This window comes from Salinicola sp. RZ23, assembly GCF_003206675.1.
Taxonomy (GTDB): domain Bacteria; phylum Pseudomonadota; class Gammaproteobacteria; order Pseudomonadales; family Halomonadaceae; genus Salinicola; species Salinicola endophyticus.
In genome coordinates this window covers 124,374-146,327 of the sequence record NZ_PZJK01000007.1, presented here as the reverse complement: position 1 = coordinate 146,327, position 21,954 = coordinate 124,374, and the positions used below count along the sequence as shown (strand labels likewise).

The 21,954-nt window shown below is 67.6% G+C and carries 21 protein-coding genes; 13 read left to right on the top strand and 8 right to left on the bottom strand.

From position 1 onward, the window contains the following. The first annotated feature begins 3 nt into the window (after positions 1-3). From ugpC to tal, 10 genes are all read left to right on the top strand, one after another. Positions 4-1,149, top strand: a complete 1,146-nt coding sequence (ugpC, locus tag DOM67_RS06870; protein ID WP_110674902.1) for a sn-glycerol-3-phosphate ABC transporter ATP-binding protein UgpC — start codon at positions 4-6, stop codon at positions 1,147-1,149. Between the two features lie 10 nt (positions 1,150-1,159). Further along, positions 1,160-1,834, top strand: a complete 675-nt coding sequence (locus DOM67_RS06865; protein ID WP_110674901.1) for an HAD-IA family hydrolase — start codon at positions 1,160-1,162, stop codon at positions 1,832-1,834. A gap of 131 nt (positions 1,835-1,965) precedes the next feature. Beyond that, positions 1,966-2,748, top strand: a complete 783-nt coding sequence (locus DOM67_RS06860) for an L-iditol 2-dehydrogenase (RefSeq protein ID WP_110674900.1) — start codon at positions 1,966-1,968, stop codon at positions 2,746-2,748. A 1-nt stretch (position 2,749) separates the two neighbouring features. Then, positions 2,750-3,718: a sugar kinase gene (locus tag DOM67_RS06855; protein WP_110674899.1), complete on the top strand. Its 969-nt coding sequence runs from the start codon at positions 2,750-2,752 to the stop codon at positions 3,716-3,718. Beyond that, positions 3,715-5,022, top strand: coding sequence for a D-tagatose-bisphosphate aldolase, class II, non-catalytic subunit (locus DOM67_RS06850; protein WP_110674898.1), 1,308 nt, complete (start codon positions 3,715-3,717; stop codon positions 5,020-5,022). Before DOM67_RS06855 ends, DOM67_RS06850 begins: the two co-directional genes overlap by 4 nt. A 10-nt stretch (positions 5,023-5,032) precedes the next feature. Next, a complete protein-coding gene (locus DOM67_RS06845; protein ID WP_110674897.1) occupies positions 5,033-5,782 on the top strand; it encodes a GolD/DthD family dehydrogenase in 750 nt (249 codons plus the stop codon). 102 nt (positions 5,783-5,884) lie between these two features. Then, entirely contained in the window at positions 5,885-6,658 is a 774-nt protein-coding gene (locus DOM67_RS06840; RefSeq protein ID WP_348627294.1) for a nucleoside triphosphate hydrolase, read from the top strand. A 120-nt stretch (positions 6,659-6,778) separates the two neighbouring features. Further along, the gene (locus DOM67_RS06835; RefSeq protein WP_110674896.1) at positions 6,779-8,254 is read left to right on the top strand and encodes a mannitol dehydrogenase family protein; all 1,476 of its coding nucleotides are present in this window, start codon (positions 6,779-6,781) and stop codon (positions 8,252-8,254) included. Positions 8,255-8,318: 64 nt separating this feature from the next. Then, positions 8,319-9,809, top strand: coding sequence for a xylulokinase (gene xylB, locus DOM67_RS06830; protein WP_110674895.1), 1,491 nt, complete (start codon positions 8,319-8,321; stop codon positions 9,807-9,809). A 285-nt stretch (positions 9,810-10,094) separates the two neighbouring features. Continuing rightward, entirely contained in the window at positions 10,095-11,051 is a 957-nt protein-coding gene (gene tal / locus DOM67_RS06825) for a transaldolase (RefSeq protein ID WP_110674894.1), read from the top strand. Between the two features lie 86 nt (positions 11,052-11,137). Here the strand turns inward: tal and DOM67_RS06820 are convergent, their stop codons facing one another. Genes DOM67_RS06820 through DOM67_RS06810 form a run of 3 tightly spaced genes read right to left on the bottom strand, consistent with a single transcriptional unit; the run spans position 11,138 to position 14,231 of the window. Next, positions 11,138-12,220, bottom strand: coding sequence for a hydroxyacid dehydrogenase (locus tag DOM67_RS06820; RefSeq protein WP_232825161.1), 1,083 nt, complete (start codon positions 12,218-12,220; stop codon positions 11,138-11,140). Then, entirely contained in the window at positions 12,217-13,506 is a 1,290-nt protein-coding gene (locus tag DOM67_RS06815; RefSeq protein ID WP_110674892.1) for an alpha-hydroxy acid oxidase, read from the bottom strand. The genes DOM67_RS06820 and DOM67_RS06815 overlap by 4 nt, the downstream gene beginning before the upstream one ends. Positions 13,507-13,541: 35 nt before the next feature. Further along, positions 13,542-14,231 (bottom strand): 4-carboxy-4-hydroxy-2-oxoadipate aldolase/oxaloacetate decarboxylase, encoded by a 690-nt coding sequence (locus DOM67_RS06810; protein ID WP_110674891.1) that lies wholly within the window; start codon positions 14,229-14,231, stop codon positions 13,542-13,544. A 314-nt stretch (positions 14,232-14,545) separates the two neighbouring features. On the opposite strand from DOM67_RS06810, the gene DOM67_RS06805 reads away from it, so the two are divergent. The 3 genes from DOM67_RS06805 (at position 14,546) to DOM67_RS06795 (ending at position 17,604) form a co-directional block, all read left to right on the top strand. Then, complete coding sequence (locus DOM67_RS06805) at positions 14,546-15,505, top strand: tripartite tricarboxylate transporter substrate binding protein (protein ID WP_110674890.1); 960 nt, start codon at positions 14,546-14,548, stop codon at positions 15,503-15,505. Positions 15,506-15,597: 92 nt separating this feature from the next. Then, complete coding sequence (locus tag DOM67_RS06800; RefSeq protein WP_110674889.1) at positions 15,598-16,059, top strand: tripartite tricarboxylate transporter TctB family protein; 462 nt, start codon at positions 15,598-15,600, stop codon at positions 16,057-16,059. Positions 16,060-16,062: 3 nt separating this feature from the next. Continuing rightward, positions 16,063-17,604: a tripartite tricarboxylate transporter permease gene (locus DOM67_RS06795; RefSeq protein WP_110674888.1), complete on the top strand. Its 1,542-nt coding sequence runs from the start codon at positions 16,063-16,065 to the stop codon at positions 17,602-17,604. A 56-nt stretch (positions 17,605-17,660) separates the two neighbouring features. On the opposite strand, the gene DOM67_RS06790 is transcribed toward DOM67_RS06795, so the two are convergent. From DOM67_RS06790 to DOM67_RS06770, 5 genes are all read right to left on the bottom strand, one after another. After that, on the bottom strand, positions 17,661-18,344 hold the full coding sequence (locus tag DOM67_RS06790) for a GntR family transcriptional regulator (protein WP_280951047.1): 684 nt from the start codon (positions 18,342-18,344) through the stop codon (positions 17,661-17,663). Positions 18,345-18,467: 123 nt separating this feature from the next. Beyond that, positions 18,468-19,463: an LLM class flavin-dependent oxidoreductase gene (locus DOM67_RS06785; protein ID WP_110674886.1), complete on the bottom strand. Its 996-nt coding sequence runs from the start codon at positions 19,461-19,463 to the stop codon at positions 18,468-18,470. A gap of 127 nt (positions 19,464-19,590) precedes the next feature. Further along, the gene (locus DOM67_RS06780) at positions 19,591-20,328 is read right to left on the bottom strand and encodes a hypothetical protein (protein ID WP_198651740.1); all 738 of its coding nucleotides are present in this window, start codon (positions 20,326-20,328) and stop codon (positions 19,591-19,593) included. Positions 20,329-20,342: 14 nt separating this feature from the next. Continuing rightward, complete coding sequence (locus tag DOM67_RS06775; protein ID WP_110674885.1) at positions 20,343-21,143, bottom strand: SDR family oxidoreductase; 801 nt, start codon at positions 21,141-21,143, stop codon at positions 20,343-20,345. Continuing rightward, on the bottom strand, positions 21,130-21,825 hold the full coding sequence (locus DOM67_RS06770) for an iron-containing redox enzyme family protein (RefSeq protein ID WP_110674884.1): 696 nt from the start codon (positions 21,823-21,825) through the stop codon (positions 21,130-21,132). The genes DOM67_RS06775 and DOM67_RS06770 overlap by 14 nt, the downstream gene beginning before the upstream one ends. Between the last annotated feature and the right edge of the window lie 129 nt (positions 21,826-21,954).

Sequence of the window (21,954 nt, the reverse complement as noted above, 5' to 3'; positions counted from 1 at the left end):
ACCATGGCAACGCTCGAACTCAACAATATCGTCAAGGACTTCGCCGGCACGCAGGTCATCAAGGGCGTCGACCTGGAGGTCAAGGATCGCGAGTTCGTGGTCTTCGTCGGCCCCTCCGGTTGTGGCAAGTCGACCCTGTTGCGGATGATCGCCGGGCTGGAGAGCGTCTCCAGCGGCGACATCCTGATCGATGGCCAGCGCATGAACGAGGTCGGCCCGGCCGAGCGCGGGCTGTCGATGGTGTTCCAGAGCTATGCGCTCTACCCGCATATGACCGTCGAGGACAACATGGGCTTCAGCCTGCGCCTGGCCAAGGTGCCCAAGGCCGAGCGGCGCGAGAAGGTGCTCGAGGCGGCGCGCATCCTGCAGCTCGAGAACCTGCTCGAGCGCAAGCCCAAGGCGCTCTCCGGCGGCCAGCGCCAGCGCGTGGCGATCGGCCGCGCGATCGTGCGCAACCCCAGCATCTTCCTGTTCGACGAGCCGCTGTCGAACCTCGACGCCGCCCTGCGGGTGCAGATGCGCATCGAGCTGGCGCGCCTGCACGAAGAGCTCGACGCCACCATGATCTATGTCACCCACGATCAGATCGAGGCCATGACCATGGCCGACAAGATCGTGGTGCTGCAGGGCGGCATCGTCGAGCAGGTGGGGTCGCCGATGGAGCTCTACCACCATCCGCGCAACCGCTTCGTCGCCGGCTTCATCGGTTCGCCGAAGATGAACTTCATCGATGTCGAGGTGCGCGAGGCCCGTGGCGAGGGCGTCTCGGTGCGCCTGCCCGGCGGCGGTGAGTACTCGGTGCCGGTGGACGGCAGCGGTTGCCAGGCCGGCGATACCCTGAGTCTGGGCATCCGGCCGGAGCATCTGACCCTCGATGACAACGGCCCGCTGGAGGGCGGCATCACGGTGATCGAACGCCTCGGTGGGGTCACCTCGCTCTACGTGCAGTGCCACGGTGAGGAGTGGATCCTGGTCACCGACGGTGAGGTCTCCCACCGCGTGCGCGATAACGTGCGCTTCGGCTTCGCCCCCGCCCGCGCGCACTTGTTCGCGGAAGATGGCCTGGCCCTGACCCACCTCGAACGCCATCCCCTGGTCGATGTCGAGCGGCGTCAGAACCGCGCCTCGACCGCTGCCGATGCGTCCTGAGGAGCGTGGCATGGAGTTACTGATTTTCGATTGCGATGGCGTGCTGGTCGACAGCGAGACCATCGCCGAAGGCGTGCTGCACGACCAGCTCGCGGCGTGGTTGCCGGATCTGGCCGCCGAGCGGGAGCTGAGCGGTGCGCTGGGCATGACCACGGCGGCGATCCTTGCCCATCTCGAAGGACTCAGCGTGCACCAGCTACCGCCGGATGCGCTGCTCAGCATCGATGCGGCCATCGAACGCAGGCTGGCCGTCGAACTCAAGGCCATTGCCGGTATCAGCGAGGCGATCGACGCCCTCGATCTGCCGCTGGCGATCGTCTCCAACAGCCGCCGCGCGCGGGTGCTCGCCTCGCTCTCCCACACCGGACTCAATACGCGGCTGGGGACGGCGCCGCTGTTCACCGCCGAGCAGGTGGCGCGGCCCAAGCCGGCGCCGGATGTCTATCTGCTGGCGGCGGAAACGCTGGAGACCGCGCCGGCCGACTGCCTGGTGGTGGAGGACAGCGTCTCCGGCACCCGCGCCGCCTGTGCCGCCGGGATGACGGTGATCGGCTTCACCGGCGCCAGCCATATCGCCGCCGGGCACGCCGGGCGGCTGCGCGACGCCGGGGCCTGGGCGACGCTCGATCATATGGCCGGGCTCGGCGAGCTGGTTGCCCGCTGGCGGCGCTGGCGCGCCGCCTGAGCAGGACATCCACGACCGCTTCATCGAAGGCCTTCTATCAAGGATTTGGGTATCAAGGACCTGGCTATCAAAGACTTAGCTATGAAAAATCTGGCTATCAACGACTGCGTGATCAACACAGGAACATGGCGATGAAACTCGACAGGCGTACGGCAGTAGTGACCGGCGGGGCCCGCGGTATCGGACTGGCGATCGTCAGCCGCTATCTGGAGGAGGGCGCGCGGGTGGCGATCGCCGATATCGATCTCGCCGCCGCCGAGCAGGCCGCAGAGGCGCTTGCCGCGCGTCACGGCGATGCGGTGATGGCGGTACGGCTGGATATCTGCAGCAGCGAATCGCGCACGGCGATGATCGAGGCGGTCCAGGCCCGTCTGGGGCCGATCGACATCCTGGTCAACAACGCCGCGGTGTTCGACATGGCGCCGGTGCTCGAGGTCAGCGAAGCGAGCTACGACAAGCAGTTCGCGGTCAACGTCAAGGGCACCTTCTTCACCCTGCAGGCGGTGGCGGCGCACATGGTCGCCCGCGGCGAGGGCGGCAAGATCATCAATATGGCGTCCCAGGCCGGGCGCCGCGGCGAGGCCCTGGTGAGCATGTACTGCGCCACCAAGGCCGCAGTGATCAGCCTGACCCAGTCCTGCGGGCTCGACCTGATCCAGCACGGCATCAACGTCAATGGCATCGCCCCCGGGGTGGTCGACACGCCGATGTGGGACGAGGTCGATGCGCTGTTCGCGCGCTACGAGGGGCGCCCGCCGGGAGAGAAGAAGCGCCTGGTCGGCGAGGCGGTGCCCTACGGTCGCATGGGGCGCCCGGAGGATCACGTGGGGGCGGCGCTGTTCCTGGCCAGCGCCGATAGCGACTACGTGGTGGCGCAGACCCTCAATGTCGACGGCGGCAACTGGATGAGCTGATATGTCTGACGCCCAACCCACCTTTGACATCGTCACCGCCGGGGAGCTGCTCGCCGAGTTCGTCGCCGAGCGTCGCGGCCAGCGCTTCACCGAGGCGGGGCGCTTTCTCGGCCCCTTTCCCAGCGGGGCGCCGGCGATCTTCGCCTCCCAGGCGGCGCGCATGGGGGCGCGTGTCGCCTACGTCGGCTGCGTCGGTGAGGATGGCTTCGGCGAGCTGATCCGTGAGCGCCTGACCGCCGACGGCATCGATATCGGTGCGGTCGCCTGCGACCCCGAGCGGCCCACCGGCACCGCCTTCGTACGCTACCGCGACGACGGCGAGCGCGACTTCGTGTTCAACCTGGCGCACAGCGCCGCGGCGCGGCTGGCGCTCGACGAGGCCGGGCTCGCCCGGCTCGCCGATACCCGCTATCTGCACGTGATGGGCTCCTCGCTCACCTCGCCGGCGGCAATCGCGCTGATCGATGCCCTGGTTGCGCGGGTCCAGGCCCGCGGCGGGCAGGTCAGCTTCGACCCCAATATCCGCCCGGAGCTGATGCGTGATCCGGCCAGCCGCGATGCGGTTCTGCGTCGGGTCGATGACTGCGACATCTTCCTGCCCAGCGAGGCCGACATTGCCTGGCTGGGGGAGGGCGAGGCGGAAGCCGACACCGTGGCCCGGCTGCTGGCGACCAAGCGCCTGTCGCTGCTGGTGCTCAAGCGCGCCGAGCGCGGCAGCGAAGCCTTCGGTGCTGGCGAGCACCAGCGCGTGGGCGCCTTCAAAGTGACCGAGCGCGACCCCACCGGCGCCGGAGACTGCTTCGGCGGCGCGCTGATCGCCGCGCTCGCCGGGGGTGAGACGCTCGCCCGCGCCTTGACCCTGGCCAGCGCCGCCGGTGCCCACGCGGTGACCCGGATCGGCCCCATGGAGGGAGCCAGTGACCGCATCACCCTCGACGCCCTGATCGCATCCCCTGGAGATTTCACATGAGTGGCCATCTGCTCGACGACATCGTCGCCGCCAACCGCGCCGGGCGGCCCAGCGGCATCTACTCGGTCTGCTCGGCGCATCCGCTGGTGCTCGAGGCGGCCTTCGACCGCGCACTCGCCGATGGCTCGCCGCTGCTGATCGAGGCGACCTGCAACCAGGTCAATCAGGAGGGCGGCTATACCGGCCAGACCCCCGACGACTTTCGCCTGCGGGTGGTGGAGATCGCCAACCGGTGCGGGTTCGACCCGGCACGCCTGATCCTGGGGGGCGACCACCTGGGCCCGTCGCCGTGGCAGCATCTGCCCGCCGCCGAGGCGATGGCGCGCGCCGAGGCCCTGGTTGCTGCTTACGCGGCGGCGGGCTTCACCAAGCTGCACCTGGACGCCAGCATGGGCTGCGCCGACGACCCGGCCGCGCTCGATGACGCCGAGATCGCGGCGCGCGCGGCCAGGCTGTGTCACGCCGCCGAGGCCGCCGCCGGTGAACGCCGCGGCGAGCTGCGCTATGTGATCGGGACCGAGGTGCCCACCCCCGGCGGTGCCCATGAGCGGCTCGAGGGCGTGGCGGTCACCACCGTTGACGATCTCGAGCGTACCCTCACGGTCCACGCCAAGCGCTTCGCCGACGAGGGGCTCGACGACGCCTGGCGCCGGGTGCGCGGCGTGGTGGTGCAGCCCGGGGTGGAGTTCGGCCACGCCGAGGTGGTCGATTTCGATCCGGCAGGCGCCCAGGCGCTGAGTCAGGCGATCCTCGACTGGCCGGATCTGGTGTTCGAGGCACACTCCACCGACTACCAGACCCCGGAGGCCTACCGCGCCCTGGTCGCGGGGCACTTTGCCATTCTCAAGGTCGGCCCCGCGCTGACCTTCGCCCTGCGCGAGGCGCTGTTCGCGCTGGCCGCGATCGCCGCCGAGACCCCGGGTGTCGAGGCGCCGGATCTGGACGCCGCGGTCGAACGGGCCATGCTCGAAGACCCGCGCTACTGGCGTGCCTACTACCCCGGTGACCCTGCCGAGCAGCGTTTCGCCCGGCGCTATAGCCTGAGCGATCGCATCCGCTACTACTGGGGCGTGCCCGCGGTCGCAGCCACGCTCGAGACGCTGTTCACGACGCTGGAGGCGCGCCCGCTGCCGCTGCCGCTGATCAGCCAGTATCTGCCCGATGCGCATCGGGCGGTCCGCGCCGGCCAGCTCGCCCCCGAGCCGCGCGCGCTGGTGCGCTGGCATATCGAGGGCGTGCTCGACGCCTACGCCCGGGCTTGCCAGGACACGGCCGCCGATGCCCCCGAGCGCACTTCACTGTGAGGATGACGCCATGACCCAGGTGCAGTTCGACTTCAGCGCCAGCGTGGTGATGATCACCGGCGCGGCCAACGGTATCGGGCGCGAGCTGGCCCAGCGTTTCGCCGCCGCCGGCGCCAGTCTGGTGCTCGTCGACAAGAGCGCCGAGGTCGAGGCCGTGGCCTCGGGGCTGGCAGGGGAGTCCCTGGCCGCGGTGCTCGACATTACCGACGAGGCCGGCGTCGAGGCGCTGGTCGAACGCGCCGTGGCGCACTTCGGGCGTATTGACGTGCTGGTCAACAACGCGGGTATCGGCCCGCTGGCGGCGGCAGAAGCGATGGAGACCGCGCTGTGGGATGCGACCCAGGCGGTCAACCTGCGCGGGGTCTTCTTCGGCTGCCGTGCGGTGGGGCGGCAGATGCTGGCGGCGGGCTACGGGCGCATCGTCAACCTCGCCTCCCAGGCCGCCAGCGTCGGGCTCGAGGGGCATCTCGCCTACTGCACCAGCAAGTCCGGCGTGCTGGGGCTGACCCGCACCCTGGCGCTGGAGTGGGGGCCGCGCGGCATTACCGTCAATGCGGTGTCGCCGACCGTGGTCGACACCGAGCTGGGGCGCTACGGCTGGGCCGGTGAGAAGGGCGAGCGGATGAAGGCACTGATCCCGACCCGGCGCTTCGCCACGCCGGCCGAGATTGCCCATGGGGTGATGTTCCTGGCCTCCAGAGAGGCGGCGATGATCAACGGTGCCGATCTGCGCATCGACGGCGGCTACACCGCGTGCTGATACCTCGCGCCCTGATGCGGCGCCTGCGGATTCAGCCCCTGCAGCGTCATTGCCTGTCGGTACTTTGCCTGCTGAGGCATCGCCTAATGAGAGGAGAGACGCATGTCGAGCGCACCTGATGCCACTTGTCCGGGGCTGCCCATGTCGCCACCGCTCGAGGTGATGGCCGAGCGCGTGCTGGCGGCTTCCCGCGCCGAAAGGCGCACTCTGGTCGCCATTGCCGGGCCTCCGGCGGCGGGCAAGTCGACCCTCGCGGAGGCGCTGTGTGCGCGTATCGATGCGCTGCGCCCGGGCTATGTCGCGCTGGTGCCGATGGATGGCTACCACTTCGACAACGCGGTCCTGATTCCCCAGGGCAAGCTGGCGCTCAAGGGCGCGCCGGAGACGTTCGATGTCGCCGGGCTGAGCCACGATCTCGCCAGGCTGCGCCGTGACGATGCCGCGGTGGCGGTACCGCTGTTCGATCGCCCGCTCGATCTCGCCCGGGCCGGTGCGCGGCTGATCCAGCCCAGCCATCGCCTGGTGCTGGTCGAAGGCAACTATCTGTTGCTCGACCGCGCGCCCTGGCGTGCGCTGCGCCCGTTCTTCGACCTCACGCTGTTCATCGATGTGCCCGATGCGGTGCTCGTCGAGCGGCTGTTGCAGCGCTGGTATGACCTCGGCCAGGACGCGGCGGGGGCGGCCACACGGACCCACGACAAGGACATGCTCAACGCCCAGCTGATCAAGACCCACTCGGTGGCGCCGGACTGGCACTGGCGCTTTCTAGCCGGAACGTCGGACGTTCCCGCGAACTCGGGTTCGTCCGCTATCCCAGATCCGCCCGCTATCACGGATTCGTCCGGACATCTGGATTCACCCGGCACCTCGGACTGATCCTGTGCCGCCGATTCACCCTGACCCCGCGCCGCGCGGGTCACACGCACGCTCAAGCCCCTGCGCCGCCGGGCGCGCGGCAACACGGATACCGGCCATGGCCGGCTCAAGGAGGCCCCGATGACCGCACTCAACCAAGCCAATCTGACGCAGCTCGATGCCGCCGTCGCGACCCCGAGCTATTCGCGTGATCGGATCACGCCGGGGATCGTCCACTTCGGCGTCGGCGGCTTTCACCGCGCCCACCAGGCGATGTATCTGGACACCCTGATGAATCGCGGCGACGCGCTCGACTGGGGCATCGTCGGGGTCGGCGTGATGCCGGGCGACAAGCGCATGCAGGAGGCGCTGGCGGCACAGGATCACCTCTATACGCTGGTGGTCAAACATCCCGACGGCGAGTACCAGCCGCGGGTGATCGGCTCGATCATCGACTATCTCTATGCCCCGGACGATATCGACGCGGTACTCGAGACCCTGGCCGATCCGCGCATCCGCATCGTGTCGCTGACAGTCACCGAGGGTGGCTACAACTTCCACCATGTCACCGGTGAGTTCGATCTCGACAACGCCGATGTGCAGCATGACCTGGCATCACCGCAGACGCCGCGGACCACCTTCGGCATCGTCATCGAGGCGCTGGCGCGGCGCCGGGCACGCGACATCCCGCCGTTCACGCTGATGTCCTGCGACAACATCCAGGGCAACGGCGAGGTCGCGCACAAGATGTTCGTCGCCTATGCCCGCGCCCGCGACCCCGAGCTCGGCGCCTGGGTCGAGGCCGAGGTGCGTTTTCCCAATTCGATGGTCGACCGCATCACACCGGTCACCACCGCCGCCGACATCGACGAGATCGCCGAGCGCTTCGGCCTCGAGGATCGCTGGCCGGTGGTGTGCGAGCCCTTCACCCAGTGGGTGCTGGAGGATCACTTCAGCCTTGGCCGGCCGGCCTTCGAGACGGTCGAGGTGCAGGTGGTCGAGGACGTCATTCCCTATGAATTGATGAAGCTGCGCCTGCTCAACGCCAGCCATCAGGCGCTGACCTACTTCGGCTATCTGGCAGGCTACCGCTACGCCCACGAGGTGTGTCAGGATCGAACCTTCGTCGATTTTCTGCTCGCCTACATGGACCACGAGGCAACGCCGACGCTCTCACCGGTGCCGGGGGTCGACCTCGACGCCTACAAGCACACCCTGATCGCGCGTTTCGCCAATCCGGAGATCAAGGACACCCTGGCGCGGCTCTGTGCGGAGAGTTCGGATCGCATCCCCAAGTGGCTGGTACCGGTGATCCGTGAGCGGCTGGCCCAGGATGGCGACGTCCGTCTCAGCGCCGCGGTGGTCGCCAGCTGGGCGCGCTATGCCGAAGGGGTCGACGAGCAGGGCGAGCCGATCGAAGTGGTCGACCGGCTCAAGGCGTCGCTGATGGCGATCGCCCAGCGCAACCGCGACGAGCCCACGGCGTTCATCGAAAACCGCCAGCTGTTCGGCGACCTGGCCGACGACGAGCGCTTTCGCGCGGCTTACCTCGACGCATTGGAGCGGTTGCATCGCGACGGCGCCCGCGCCTGCGTCGAGCATCTGATCGGCGCCTGATGTCGGCACTCCGGCATTCTGGGCGTGACACGCGATATCCGAGACCAGAGACAAGGAAACCAGCATGTACATCGGCGTGGATTGCGGCACTCAGAGCACCAAGGTGGTGCTGGTCGACGGTGCGGACGGGCGGATCATCGGTGAAGCATCGCGGCCTCACGCGCTGGATCAGGGCGACAACGGGCGCCGTGAGCAGCGAGTCGAGAGCTGGACCGAGGCCTTTCGTGGTGCCCTCGACGAAGCCCTGGCGCAGGCCGGGGTCGATGGCCGTGCGGTACGTGCGATCGGCATCTCCGGCCAGCAGCACGGTATGGTGGCGCTGGATGCCGAGGGCGTGGCGGTGCATCCGGCCAAGCTGTGGAACGATACCGAGACCGCGGCCTGGAACGCGGATCTGATCGAACGGCTCGGCGGCGAGGCGGGCTGTCTCGACAAGCTGGGTCTGGTGCTGCAGACCGGCTATACCGCCTCCAAGATCGCCTGGCTGCGGGAGACCCATCCCGAGGCCTATGCGCGCATCGCCACGCTGCTCTTGCCGCATGACTATCTCAACTTCTGGCTCACCGGCGAGCGCGTGGCCGAGGCCGGAGATGCCTCCGGCACCGGCTACTTCGACACCCGCACCCGCCAGTGGCGCCACGACGTGTTCGCCGCCATCGCCCCGGAGCTCGACCCTGCGCAGGTGCTGCCGCGGCTGATCGACTCCCGCGAGGCGGCCGGCACGGTGCGCCCCGAGCTCGCCCGCGAACTGGGCCTGGGCGACGACGTGCTGGTCGCCAGCGGCGGCGGCGACAACATGATGGGCGCGATCGGCACCGGCAACATCGTGCCCGGCCGGGTGACCATCAGTCTCGGCACCTCGGGCACCATCGCCGTCCATTCGCCGGAGCCGGTGGTGCCCGACAACGCCATGGTGGCCAACTTCTGCGCCAGCCACGCCGGCTGGCTGCCGCTGATCTGCACCATGAACGTGACCTCCGCCACCACCACCATGCGGGAGCTGGTGGGGCTCGACATCGCCGGCTTCAATCGTGCGGTGGAGAGTGCGGAGCCGGGTGCCGGCGGTGTCACCCTGCTGCCGTTCTTCAGCGGCGAACGGGTGCCGGCGCTGCCCCAGGCCCACGCCAGCCTGCACGGCCTCACCAGCCTCAACACGCACCCCGCCAACCTGTGCCGCGCGGCGGTGGAGAGCGCCACCTTCGGCCTGCGCTACGGGCTTGAACTGCTGGGGCCGCTGGCCGATCAAGCGACTCAGGTGCGTCTGGTCGGCGGCGGCGCCAAGAGCGCGGTATGGCGCCAGATCGTCGCTGACGTGCTGGATGTCGAGGTGGTGTGTCCGGTGGTGACCGAGGCCGCCGCCTTCGGCGGTGCGATCCAGGCGCGCTGGTGCGATCGGCGCCAGGGTGAGGTCGATCTCGCGGTGCTGTGCCAGGACTGGGTGGCGCTGGACGAGAGCACGCTGACGCGGCCACGCCCCGAGGTGGTGGCGCGCTATCACACGATCTATCGCCACTATCGCGAGACCCTGGCGGCCCAGTACGCGGTCGCCGACTGATAGGGTGTTTACAAAATGTCTGCGCTCGGCAATACGGCGTTGAAATCGACCTCAAAATGCCCATTTACCCCTTGTAAACTGGAGCGCCAGCCCGGTCCTTTTTTCGGCCGATTTCGCCTTGGCTACGCGCCCCGGTCTGGCCTTCGCTCGCCGAATTTGTAAACACCCTCTGAGCCTGCCGGATCGAGGCGTGATCGCCCGGCGAGCCCGGCGGATCAGTGTTATCCTTTAGGGATTGGGATTGCGAAGGGGTGCAATCCACACATCAAGACGATGGAGCGATTCATGACACAGCAGCTCGACTCTCTCAAACAGCTTTCCATGGTCGTGGCCGACACCGGCGATCTCGACGCCATTCGGCGCTATCAGCCGCATGACGCCACGACCAATCCGTCTTTGATTCTCAAGGCCTTCGATCTCGACGGCTACCAGGACCTGATCGACGAAACCCTGGCTGCGGTGAAGTCCGAGGTCTCCGACCCCGATGCGCGCATCGAAGAGGCGGTCGACCGGCTGTCGGTGGCGATGGGCACCGAGATCACCAAGATCGTGCCGGGGCGCGTCTCCACCGAAGTCGCGGCCAAGCTCTCCTTCGATGAGGCGGCCAGCATCGAGAAGGCGCACCACCTGATCTCGCTCTACGAGAAGCAGGGGGTCTCCAAGGATCGCGTGCTGATCAAGCTCGCCTCCACCTGGGAGGGCATCCGCGCCGCCGAGAAGCTCGAGAAGGAGGGCATCAACTGCAACCTGACGCTGCTCTTCTCGGATGCCCAGGCGCGCGCCTGCTTCGAGGCCGGGGTGTTCTTGATCTCGCCCTTCGTGGGGCGCGTCACCGACTGGTACAAGAAGGCCACCGGCACCGAGTCCTATGCGCCGGACGAAGATCCGGGGGTCAAGTTCGTGCGCGGGGTGTGCGACTACGCCAGCCGCTACGGCTACCAGACCGTGGTGATGGGCGCCAGCTTCCGCAACACCGACCAGATCCTGGCACTGGCAGGCTGCAACCGCCTGACCATTTCGCCGGCACTGCTGGAAGAGCTCTCCTCCACCGAGGGCGAGGTGACGCGCAAGATCAGCGACCAGAGCGACAGCGCCGAGCATCCGGGCCGGATCGGCGAAGCCCAGTTCCGCTGGGAGCACAACGAAGACGCCATGGCGACCGAGAAGCTCGCCGAAGGCATTCGTAACTTCGCCGCCGACCAGAAGAAGCTCGAAGGGCTGCTGGCCAAGCGCCTCGGCTGATACGCTCTCCCGCCTTCGATACCCAAGACACCCGGCCCTGCGCCGGGTGTTTTGCTATCCAGGTCGATACCGGGTCTCGTTCACGTTCATGCGCCCAGCAGGCGCTGAAAGCGCTCGGCATAGCGCGGCCAGGCCTCGGGGTTGAGCAGGCGCGGCGGCACCTGGCCATCCAGGGTCGCGAGCAGCTGATCCGCCGCCCAGGTGGCGATGTTGCGCCGTGCCTCATGGGTGACGCCGGCGGTGTGGTAGGTCGCCATGACGTTGGACATCTGCAATAGCGGGTGCTCCTGCGGCGGTGGCTCGACATCCCACACGTCGATGCCGGCGCCGGCCAGGTGCCCGCTCTGCAGGGCTGCCGTCAACGCCGCTTCCGAATGGATGCCGCCGCGGGCGGTGGTGATGAACAGCGCCCCCGGCTTCATCGCGGCGAAGGCCTGTGCGTCGAAGAGATCGAGCGTGTCGGCCTGGCGCGGGCAGTGCAGCGAGACGATGTCCGCCTCGCCCAGCAGCACCGGCAGTGTCACCGGGCGCGCGCCGCGTTGGCCAATCGTCTCGGCGTCGAGCAGCGGATCGTGGGCGATCACGTGCATGCCGAAGGCGCGTGCCAGCTCGGCGACGCGACGCCCGATATGACCGATTCCCACCAGCCCCAGGGTCTTGCCGTGGAGCTCACGACCCATCAGATCCTCGCGCGAGAAGTCGCCCCCGCGCCGCAGGCGATGATCGCTCTCGGCGAGACGCTTGTTGAGCCCGAGCATCAGCCCGAGCGTGTGCTCGGCGACCGAGCGTGCGTTGGCCCCCGCCTGGTTCATGACCAGTACGCCGGCCCGGGTGCAGGCCTCGACGTCCACGGTGTCGTAGCCGGAGCCGGAGGTCGAGACACAGAGCAGGTCGGGCATGTGGGCCAGCAGCCGTTCGTCGGCGAACCAGCGGGCGGGGGTTTCATCCTTGGCCGAGGAGATCTGGTAGGCGTGGGCCTGCTGCAGGGTCGCGGCGTGATCTTCCGGGGCGCTGGTCACCGGGAGCGTGGTCAGGTGGATATCCGGGCGGTCGTCGTAGCGCTGCTGCATCGAGACGTCGTACCACACGTCGAGCCGGAAGACCGACTTGTGGCCTGGGTGTCCATGTGTCGCGTGCGTGAGCGGCGTGAGGGCAGGGTGCTGGGTCAAGGCTCGTTCCTCTGTGGCTGGCGATAAGGCGTGTGATGGGTGGGGTGATCGCAAGTGGCCGGATCGATGGGCTGTGCCAGGCCTCGTTCGCCCAGTGCAGTCAGCGCGACCAGGTGATCCTTGTGCAGCTGATCCAGCCGGGTGATGCCCAGCAGAGCCATGTCGCGCCGGATCTCGGCCGCCATGAGATCGATGGCGTGGGTCACGCCCGGAGCCCCCCCCACGGCGGCGGCGTAGGCGAAAGGACGGCCGATGAACACGAAGCGTGCCCCCAGCGCCAGGGCCTTGAGCACATCGGTGCCGCGCCGGAAGCCGCTGTCGATCATGACCGGCAGGTCACCGACCGCGGCGATGATGCCCGGCAGCGCGCGCAGCGGTGAGAGGGCGCCATCCAGTTGACGCCCGCCGTGGTTGGAGACGATCAGGGCATCCACCCCGAGCGCCTTGGCCCGGGCAGCATCCGCCGGATGCAGCACGCTCTTGAGCACCAGGCGGCCCGGCCAGTGCTGACGGATGAACGCCAGATCGTCCCAGTTCAGGTGGCCACGGTCGGAGATGTCGCGATTGACGCGGGGTGAGAAGATCGGCGCGCCGCGCGAGGCGTAGTTGTTCTCGAAGTGGGGCATGCCGTGCCGCGCCAGCGTGCGCAGGAAGGTGCCGAACAGCCATCCGGGATGCGAGAGCCCGTCCCAGGCGAGCCCGAGCGAGGGCTTCAGCGGTGAGGAGAAGCCGGCCCGACGGCGGTTGTCCGGATTGGTGGCCACCGGCGTATCCAGGGTGATCAACAGCGTGGTGAACCCCGCCGCCTGGACCCGTGACACCAGCGCCTGGATGCCCTCCCGGCCGGCGGGGAGATAGGCCTGGAACCAGGTCGACTCACCGCTGCCGCCGAGCGTTTCCATGCGGATCAGCGACGAGCCGCTCATGATCATGGGGATACCCGCGGCCCGCGCCGCCTCGGCCAGCACCACATCGGCCCGGTAGGCCCATAGCGCCCCCAGCCCCATCGGTGCGATACCGAAGGGCGATGCCATCGGCAGGCCCAGTAGTGTCGTCGTCTGATCGACCCGGGAAACGTCCACCAGCACCCGGGGCACGAAGCCGTAGTCGTCGAAGGCGTCACGGTTGGCCTGGAACGAGTGCCCGTCTTCCGCCGCGCCGGCGATATAGGCAAAGATCGCGCGCGGCAGGTAGCGCCGGGCGGCCGCCTCGAAGTCGTGCAGGTTGTACAGCGGCGCCAGCCGCCTCTTGACCCAAGCGTGACGGGCGCGCGCTGAGATCGACATCGAGCTCTCCTGGGCGTCGGTGGTCACGACCGGCCTCACTGCAAGCCGAGACGTGCGAGGGTGTCGCGCAGGTCGAGTAGATCGAGGGTACTGGCGCTCCGTTCCAGCTCGCGGCGAAATGCCTGCTCCTTGTCTTCGCGGGCCTGGGCGGCGGTGATGACCTCATCGAGCGCCTCGGCGGCCACCACCACCACGCCGTCGCGATCGCCGACCACGACGTCACCGGGGCGAATCGAAACGCCGCCGCAGACGATGGTGTCGTTGACCTTGCCCGACTGCTGCTTGTGCGTGCCCTTGATCGAGAGACCGCGGCAGAACACCGGAAACCGGGACTCGATGATGGTATCGGCGTCGCGCACCATGCCGTCGATGATCAGGCCACGGATGCCCGCCAGGCTGGCGGCGAGGGTCAGGATGTCTCCCCAGGGGCCGCCTTCGGTGAAGCCCTTGGCGTCGACCACCAGCACGTCGCCGGGTTGTGCCTTGGAGATGGCGTAGTGGATCAACAGGTTGTCGCCGGGGGAGCAGTCGACGGTCAGCGCTCTGCCGGCCAGTCTCAGGGTGGGATCGAGCGGCTTGATGCCGTGGTCCATGGCACCGCGCTGGCCCTGGGCTTCGTGGAGCGTCGCGCTACCCAGCGTTTGCAGCGTCTCTAACGTGGCTTGCGAAGGCATATCGTTGTCTCTCTGTGCGAGTGAAAGGCGTCTGTTGCACCGCGTAGTCATGGGCGTGGTGCCGACGGCGTGACTCTCCCTTTGTTAGTACAATAAAAAAACAATAATGTTTTTCTGTCCATCCGATAAAGCGCATTTTCGAATGAGACAAAAGTATTAAATCTAGTTTATTTCATAAAAAATAAAGAGTTAAAGTCATTTTTGAGTGCTGTTGCCAGCGCGGTCGAATCGGCGCTTGAGCCGGGGAGTCCGCTATGGTTCGATGATTTTGTTTTTATGAAAGAACAATAAGGGGCGGGCAATTTTTCCCGCTCCGCGCCAGCACCGCTCGNNGAGCGGTGCTGGCGGCCAACCAGGAGAAGCCAATGAAGCCCGGGAAGAAGACCAGAACCCTTGCGATCGCTGCCCTCATGCTGACACCGCTGTCGGCCATGGCGGACTACCCCGAGCGTGCGGTTCAGATGATCGTGGCCTATTCCGCCGGGGGCGGTACCGATATCGCCGCCCGCACCCTGGTGCCCTACATCGAGAAAGCCCTGGGCACCGACATCACCGTGATCAACCGACCGGGTGCCGGTGGTGAGGTCGGTTTCACGGCCCTGGCCCACGCCCAGCCCGACGGCTACACCATTGGCTTCATCAATACGCCCAACGTCTTGACCATCCCGATCGAGCGCAAGACGCGCTATACGTTGTCCGACTTCCAGCCGGTGGCGAGCGTCGTCGACGATCCCGACGGCTTCAACGTCGGGCCGGAGAGCCCGTTCGCATCGCTGGCGGATCTGGTCGACTACGCCAAGCAGCATCCCGGTGCGATCACCTATGGCACCACCGGGGTCGGCTCGGACGATCACCTGGCGGCCCTGGCACTGCAGCGTCTGGCAGGGATCGAGATGACCCACGTCCCTTTCCCCGGCGCGGCCGATGTACGCCAGGCACTGATGGGCGGACATATCGACCTGGGCATCTTCAACATCGGGGAGGCGGCGTCCGATGTGAAGGCCGGACGGGTCAGAATGCTCGCGCAGGCCGCGGCGCAACGCTCGAAGGAGCTGCCCGAGGTGCCGACGACCGCCGAGGCGGGCTATCCGCTGACCATCGGTTCCAACCGCGGGATCGCCGTCCCCGCCGGGGTGCCGGCGCCGATCGTCGAGAAGCTCTCCAGCGCCATCGAGACGGCCATGCAGGACGAGTCCTTCCGCCAGGCGGCTGCGCAGCAGTCGCTGCCGCTCGATTATCAGGATCCGGCCACCTATCAGCAGACCCTCGAGGAACTGCAGGTGCGCTTCCAGGCGCTATGGAAAGAGTCACCCTGGAGTGATTGACGCCACCGGCGGAGCAGTCGCTCCGCTGCCTGCCTCCCGGTCTGGGCTCGACCCTGGGTCGGGAGTCTTCACGTTAGAGAGGAGAGCACACCATGCGTCAAGCCACGCTGGAGACGAGTGTCGCCCTGGCCGGGGCGGTGCTCAGCGGCTGGGGGCTGTGGCACGCGCTGAGCTTCACCCGGGACTCGGCCTATCTGCCCACGGCGGTCATGGGCCTGCTGACGTTGCTGCTGCTGGTGTGGGGGATTCGCTCGGCCTGGGCGCTGCGCCAGGCCGGTAGCGACACGCTGCGCTTTGCACCGGGCCATGCCCGGCGCTTTCTCACCCTGCTGGCGACCTCCATCGCCATGATTGCCATCGCCCCCAGCCTGGGTTTCGCCACCACCTTCCTATTGTTCGTGCCGTTGAGCGGGTGGCTGCTCGGCTATCGCCAGGGCAAATGGCTGGTGGTGACCGCGATCCTCTTTTCACTGCTGATCTATCTGATCTTTCAGATCGTGCTCGACAGACCGCTGCCGCCGGAGATGGCGCTACGTCTGGTGACCGGGAGCTAAGCCATGTGGGATTCGATTCTTGCCGCCTTGCCGCTGCTGTTCTCGCCAGCGGTGCTGCTGGCGATGGCCGGCGGCACCACCATTGGCGTGCTGATCGGTGCGCTGCCCGGGCTTTCCGCCACCATGGGGATCGCCGTGCTGATTCCGCTGACCTTCACCATGCAACCGCTGGTGGCGCTGGGGATGATGGCCGGGATCTACAACGGTGCCATGTACGGTGGGGCGATCCCCGCCATTCTGCTGCGCATTCCCGGTACGCCCGCGGGTATCGCCACGGTTTTCGATGGTCACCCCATGGCGCAGAAGGGGCAGGGGCTCGAGGCGATGAAGATCGCCCTGACATCGTCGGCGATCGGCGGTTCGGTCAGCGCGCTGGCGCTGCTCTTTCTCAGCCCGCCGCTGGCCGCCATGGCGCTCAAGTTCGGGCCGGTGGAGATCTTCTGGCTGGCGATCTTCGGGCTGGCGGCGATCGCCGTACTGCTGAGCGATGCCCCTATCAAGGGGCTGATCAGTGCCTGCATCGGCCTGGTGATCGGCATGGTGGGCATCGACTCGATGACCGGCAACGAGCGCTTCACCTTCGATGTCATGGAGCTGATGGGCGGTATCGACATCCTGGTGCTGCTGACCGGTCTTTATGCCATCCCTCCGGCGTTGACCCTGGCGCAGGAGGCGCTGCTGCTGGGTCGCGGCGGCCTCGGCAGCAGTGGACGAACACGCAGCGGTATCGGCTGGCGCCGCCTGCTGCCGACCTGGGGCCGGGCCTCGATCATCGGTGTCGTCGTCGGCATCATTCCCGGCACCGGTGGCAACATCGCCGCCATGCTGTCGTGGAACGAGACCCGGCGCGTGGCCAAGGACAAGTCACGCTTCGGCAAGGGGGCGCCGGAAGGCGTAGCGGCGGCGGAGTGCGCCAACAACGCCGACAACGCCGCTTCGCTGATTCCCGCCCTGACCCTGGGCATTCCTGGCAGCAGTGTGTCGGCGGTGATCCTGGGCGGGCTACTGGTGCACGGCATGCTGCCGGGGCCGGAACTCTTCACCCGCTCCGCGCCAGTGACCTACGGCTTCATCCTTGCCATGCTGGTGACGTCGGTCATGCTGTTCGTGATCGGTCGACTCGGGGCGCGGCTGTTCATCAACGTGATGTACATGCCGCCGCTGCTGTTGGCACCGATCATCATTGCCCTGACCACCATCGGCGTCTATGCCATCAACAACAGCCTGTTCGATGTCTGGCTCATGCTGGCGTTCGGGGTCATGGGGTGGGGCATGGAGCGGCTAGGCATCCCGCTGGCGCCGGCGGTCCTGGCGGTCATTCTGGGGCCGGTGGCGGAGTCCAGCCTGCGCCGGGCGATGCTGATCGGACATCATCAGATGGGATATCTGTTCTCCAGCACCATCGCCATCGTCATGGTCACGCTCATCGTGCTGACGATACTCGTGCCGCTGGTCAGGCGCCTGCTGGCGCACTACCGCGGACGGCCGTCGAAGCTGGCCCTGGCGGCCGACCCGGAGCGGGCGCGTCGCCACATGGAGTCCTGAGCGCTTCCGGTTCGGGATACGGCCGCATAGCGCGGCGTCGGGGAACCGGCGGCGCGCTACGCCTCGTCCGCCATATTCCAGGGCTCTCCCTTCTCCCGGGCCGACTGTCGGGCCATGAAGGCGCAGTAGGCCATGCGCAGGTGCACGCGCATCAGATCCTCGGCGTAGCTCTCCTCCCGGCGCTCGATCGCATCGACGAGATCGCGGTGCTGCTGCATCGAACGCTGCATCTGTGTCTCGGAATAGAGATAGTAAGAGCCCACCGTGATCGGCGAGTCCACCAGCATCCTCACCATCTGCTTGAGCTGAACCGAGCCCGCGGCGGTCAGGATGACCTGATGGAACAGCTGGTTCTCCGTCTGGATGCTGAACAGGTACTTGTCCGGCTGTTCCCGGTAGAGCTCTTCGATGACGCTGGCGTGATGGCGCAACCGCGTGATCTGCTCAGGCGTCGCGCGCGCCGCCGCCAGCCTGGCGGCACGCGATTCCAGCAGGATGCGCAGCTCGTAGATATCGACGATATCGTCCTGCTGCCAGGGCGAGACGAACGAGCCGCGACCCTTCTCGTGGTAGATCAGGCCATCGTCCGCGAGCCGCTGGATCGCCGCCCGCACCGGCGTGCGGCTGACCGCGAGCATGTCGGCAAGGTGAGCCTCCTTGATCTGCATATCCGAGGAGAGTTCGCCCGACATGATTTGTCTTCTGAGGGTCGTGTAGACCCTATCTGTGAGCTTGGTCATGACGCCCGGCCATCGTTGCATGGATATCGTATCGCCCTGTCTCCCGGATGCAGGACGTGGAGACGGCCAGAAGATACTACCCAACAGACGCCATGGGCGCGAGACGGGCCCCGGGTCGAGGCTTCAGGCGCCTTTCCACACCTCGGCCAGAATCTCGTAGGAGCGCACCCGGTCGGCGTGGTCGTAGCAGTCGGTGTTGACCATGATCTCGTCGGCGCCGGTGGCGTCGAGCAGCTCGTCGAGCTGACGGCGTACGCTCTCCGGGCCACCGACCACCGCGGCGCCGAGGTTCTGCGAGACAGCGGCCTCTTCCTGGGGTAGCCAGTCGAGACGCTCGACCGGCGGCCGCGTGCGGGTGCTCTTGCCGCGGATCAGGTTGAGGAACTTCTGCTGCTGGGTGGTGGCGAGGAAGCGCGCACGCTCGTCGCTCTCCGCGGCGATCAGCGGAATGCCGATCATGGCATGGGGAGCGTCGAGCACGCCCGGCTGAAACCCTTCGCGGTAGAGGTGCAGGGCTTCGAGCATGTAGCCGGGGGCGAACTGGCCGGCAAAAGCGAACGGCAGCCCCAGCCGTGCGGCGAGCTGTGCGCTGTAGCCGCTGGAGCCGAGCAGCCAGATGGGTATGTGGGTGCCTTCGCCGGGGATCGCGCGCACGCGCTGGCCCGGGGTGGCGTCGCCGAGATAGCGGCGCAGCTCGTCGAGGCGGTCGGGGAAGTCGTTGACCCCGGCGTAGGGATCGCGGCGCATTGCCTGCATGGTGACGCCATCCGAACCCGGCGCACGGCCCAGACCCAGGTCGATACGGCCGGGGTAGAGCGTCTCCAGGGTGCCGAACTGCTCCGCCACCACCAGCGGCGGATGGTTGGGCAGCATGATGCCGCCGCTACCCACCCGGATCGTCGAGGTGGCGCCGGCGACATGGCCGATCAGCAGGCTGGTCGCGGCGCTGGCGATACCGTCGATATTGTGGTGCTCGGCGAGCCAGTAGCGGTTGTAGCCCAGGCGCTCGGTCTGCTGGGCGAGATCGACGGTATGGCGGAAGGTCTCCGCCGGGGTGCCGTCGAGGGTGATCGGTGCCAGGTCCAGCACCGAAAGGGGAATGTCGGCCAATCGTGACATGAGGCTCCTCGATCGTAAACGGCGGGCGAGTTTCCTTAGCGCCCTCATGATTCATATCATGAGGGCGCCCATCACGATTGCAAGCGCGGCCTGAGCGATCCGTGCGGGCGGCTCGCTCAGGCAGGGCTCAGCTCTTCAACTGACTCATCAGCTTCTGAATATCTTGACGCCGGCCGGCATCGGCGCTTTCGCGGCCGGGTCGGGGGGCGGCGGCCAGGGCTTTCTGCAGCGCCTGGCGGGCCTGGGCGTCATCGCCCTGATCGTGCAGGAAGTCGGCCCAGAAGTAGTTGCTGTCGATGCCGTTGGGGTTGATCGCCAGCCCTTTCTGCAGCAGCTCGCGCGCCTTGTCGTCGTCTCCGAAGGCGATCGGCCAGCCGGGTACCTTGTGATAGAGCGTGCCCAGACTGGTATAGGCGGAGCCATCCAGCACCTTGGGATCGATGGCCAGTGCCTTCTCTAGCTGCTGGCGTGCCTCCTTGACCTGGGAGAGCGCGCTGAGCCCGCCGCCGGCGCCGGCTTCGGAGGCGCGGATGATCCCGGCCCAGGTATGCAGCTCTGCGCTCTGCGGATGTGCGGCGACCAGGGCGGTGGCACGTTGATAGAGCTGGTCGAAGGCATCCTCGCGGCGCGATTCCGGCAGCTGATAGTTGATGTTGGCCCAGCGGTTCTGCAGCTCGTGCAGGCCGGCGGCCACCGAGGTGGCACTGGCGGCGGGGGCCGCCTGGGCCTGGGCCATGGGCGTGGCCAGCAGGGTGCCGCTGGTGCTCAGGCCGAGGGCCAGCGCCAGGACCAGCGGGCGCCAGCCCGGGGTGCGAGAACGGACGCTGGCGTGATCGACGACAGGGGTGCGCGAAGAGAATGTCATGGGGATCTCTCGAATCAGGGGGTGTGCGTCGAGACGTGACGCGCATGGCGCTGGATGATCGGCAGACGCTTCTTGAGCGCGCGGTCGACCACCCCGGGCAGCAGGCCGTTGAGACGGACCAGCAGGCACTCGGGCCAGCCCAGCTGGCGCTCGCGGGTGCGCTTCTCGATGCTCGAGACGATCGCCGCGGCCACCGCCTCCGGAGCGTCGACGGCGTTGCCGAGCGCGGCGTTGAGCGAGTCCGCGGCGGCGCTGTTCATGCCGGTGCGAGTCGCCCGCGGGGCGATGTGCAGCACCGCCACCGGGGTGTCGGCGAGCTCGCGGCGCAGCGCCTGGCTGAAGCCGCGCAGGGCGAACTTGGTGGCGCAGTAGGTGGCGTAACCCGGGTGCCCGATGGCGCCGAAGGCCGAACCGACGTTGACGATCCAGGCGCGGTCGTGGTGCAGCAGGCGCGGCAGCAGCGCTTGGGTCAGCAGCAGGGTGGCGGTGACGTTGAGCTCGACCATGGCGCTGATGGCCGTCGCGGCCTGCTCCTCGAACAGGCCGAACTGGTTGCTGCCGGCGGCGTTGATCAGCATGTCGATGCGCGCCTCGTTGGCGGCGTCGACGACCCGGCGGCGATCCTCGGCCTGGGCGAGATCCGCTTTCAGCACGTAGATGCGCTCCGGCGCCAGTGCTGCCAGGCGGTCCAGACTCGGCTGGTTACGGCCGACGATCAGCAGCGTGGCGCCGGCCTCGGCGAGTTCGGCCACCAGCGCGCCGCCGATGCCGCCGCTGGCACCGGTGACCAGGATACGGCGATCAGACCAGCGCATCGGCGAGTACCTCGCTGGTGTGGGCGTCGCCCGCGGCCTGGCCGAGGGTGCGGAACATGGCGCCATAGAGGCGATAGACCATGTTGGCGGTATCGATCACCGCCTGCAGTTCCTGGGCCGATTCGATGCGGTTGATCTGCTCTTCGAAGAACGCCAGGTGGCCGATATCGAGGGCGCCGTGGGACTCCAGGTAGCGGAAGGCATCGGCGGGCAGGCCAGCACCGTCGCGCATCTTCTCCGCCGCCTGGGTGGCGATGGCGGTGCTGGTGCCTTCGAGCACCTGGACCATGCCGAAGAAGCCGATCGGGTTGCCGTGTTCGATCACGTCGCGCACGTAGCTCACCATCAGCTCGGTGGCCGGCGCTGGGCGACCCGCGGCGACCGCCTCGGCGTCGCCGCCGAGGGCGCGAATGTCATCGAGAATCCACGCCTGATGGCCGTACTCTTCCTCGATGTACTCGACCAGCGCGCCGCGCAGCCACTCCAGGCGCTCGGGCAGGCGCGCGCCGCAGGCCATCATCAGCGGCACCGTGTACTTGACGTGGTGGTAGGCCTGGGTGAGGAAGGCCTGGTAGGTGGCGCGGTCGATGTCACCGGCCAGGGCGCGGCGGATCACCGGGGTGTCCAGCAGCCACTGGCGCTGTTCTGCGGTTTGCTGCTGCAGGGTCTGATACGGGGTCATGGCGTTCTCCAGGGCGGCCTTGCCGGCCGCACGATGTGCAGGGGGTGTCCGAGTCGAGGCGTCGTGCGTCGATCGAACGGGTGTCGAGTCTTGATGCGTCGGGTCTGTGTACGTCGACTTCGTGTGCGT

Bases quoted from the DNA above. Each gene is read 5' to 3' on its own strand.
- ugpC (WP_110674902.1), top strand. From the start codon at position 4: ATGGCAACGCTCGAACTCAACAATATCGTCAAGGACTTCGCCGGCACG.
- DOM67_RS06865 (WP_110674901.1), top strand. From the start codon at position 1,160: ATGGAGTTACTGATTTTCGATTGCGATGGCGTGCTGGTCGACAGCGAG.
- DOM67_RS06860 (WP_110674900.1), top strand. From the start codon at position 1,966: ATGAAACTCGACAGGCGTACGGCAGTAGTGACCGGCGGGGCCCGCGGT.
- DOM67_RS06855 (WP_110674899.1), top strand. From the start codon at position 2,750: ATGTCTGACGCCCAACCCACCTTTGACATCGTCACCGCCGGGGAGCTG.
- DOM67_RS06850 (WP_110674898.1), top strand. From the start codon at position 3,715: ATGAGTGGCCATCTGCTCGACGACATCGTCGCCGCCAACCGCGCCGGG.
- DOM67_RS06845 (WP_110674897.1), top strand. From the start codon at position 5,033: ATGACCCAGGTGCAGTTCGACTTCAGCGCCAGCGTGGTGATGATCACC.
- DOM67_RS06840 (WP_348627294.1), top strand. From the start codon at position 5,885: ATGTCGAGCGCACCTGATGCCACTTGTCCGGGGCTGCCCATGTCGCCA.
- DOM67_RS06835 (WP_110674896.1), top strand. From the start codon at position 6,779: ATGACCGCACTCAACCAAGCCAATCTGACGCAGCTCGATGCCGCCGTC.
- xylB (WP_110674895.1), top strand. From the start codon at position 8,319: ATGTACATCGGCGTGGATTGCGGCACTCAGAGCACCAAGGTGGTGCTG.
- tal (WP_110674894.1), top strand. From the start codon at position 10,095: ATGACACAGCAGCTCGACTCTCTCAAACAGCTTTCCATGGTCGTGGCC.
- DOM67_RS06815 (WP_110674892.1), bottom strand. From the start codon at position 13,506: ATGTCGATCTCAGCGCGCGCCCGTCACGCTTGGGTCAAGAGGCGGCTG.
- DOM67_RS06810 (WP_110674891.1), bottom strand. From the start codon at position 14,231: ATGACTACGCGGTGCAACAGACGCCTTTCACTCGCACAGAGAGACAAC.
- DOM67_RS06805 (WP_110674890.1), top strand. From the start codon at position 14,546: ATGAAGCCCGGGAAGAAGACCAGAACCCTTGCGATCGCTGCCCTCATG.
- DOM67_RS06800 (WP_110674889.1), top strand. From the start codon at position 15,598: ATGCGTCAAGCCACGCTGGAGACGAGTGTCGCCCTGGCCGGGGCGGTG.
- DOM67_RS06795 (WP_110674888.1), top strand. From the start codon at position 16,063: ATGTGGGATTCGATTCTTGCCGCCTTGCCGCTGCTGTTCTCGCCAGCG.
- DOM67_RS06790 (WP_280951047.1), bottom strand. From the start codon at position 18,344: ATGACCAAGCTCACAGATAGGGTCTACACGACCCTCAGAAGACAAATC.
- DOM67_RS06785 (WP_110674886.1), bottom strand. From the start codon at position 19,463: ATGTCACGATTGGCCGACATTCCCCTTTCGGTGCTGGACCTGGCACCG.
- DOM67_RS06780 (WP_198651740.1), bottom strand. From the start codon at position 20,328: ATGACATTCTCTTCGCGCACCCCTGTCGTCGATCACGCCAGCGTCCGT.
- DOM67_RS06775 (WP_110674885.1), bottom strand. From the start codon at position 21,143: ATGCGCTGGTCTGATCGCCGTATCCTGGTCACCGGTGCCAGCGGCGGC.
- DOM67_RS06770 (WP_110674884.1), bottom strand. From the start codon at position 21,825: ATGACCCCGTATCAGACCCTGCAGCAGCAAACCGCAGAACAGCGCCAG.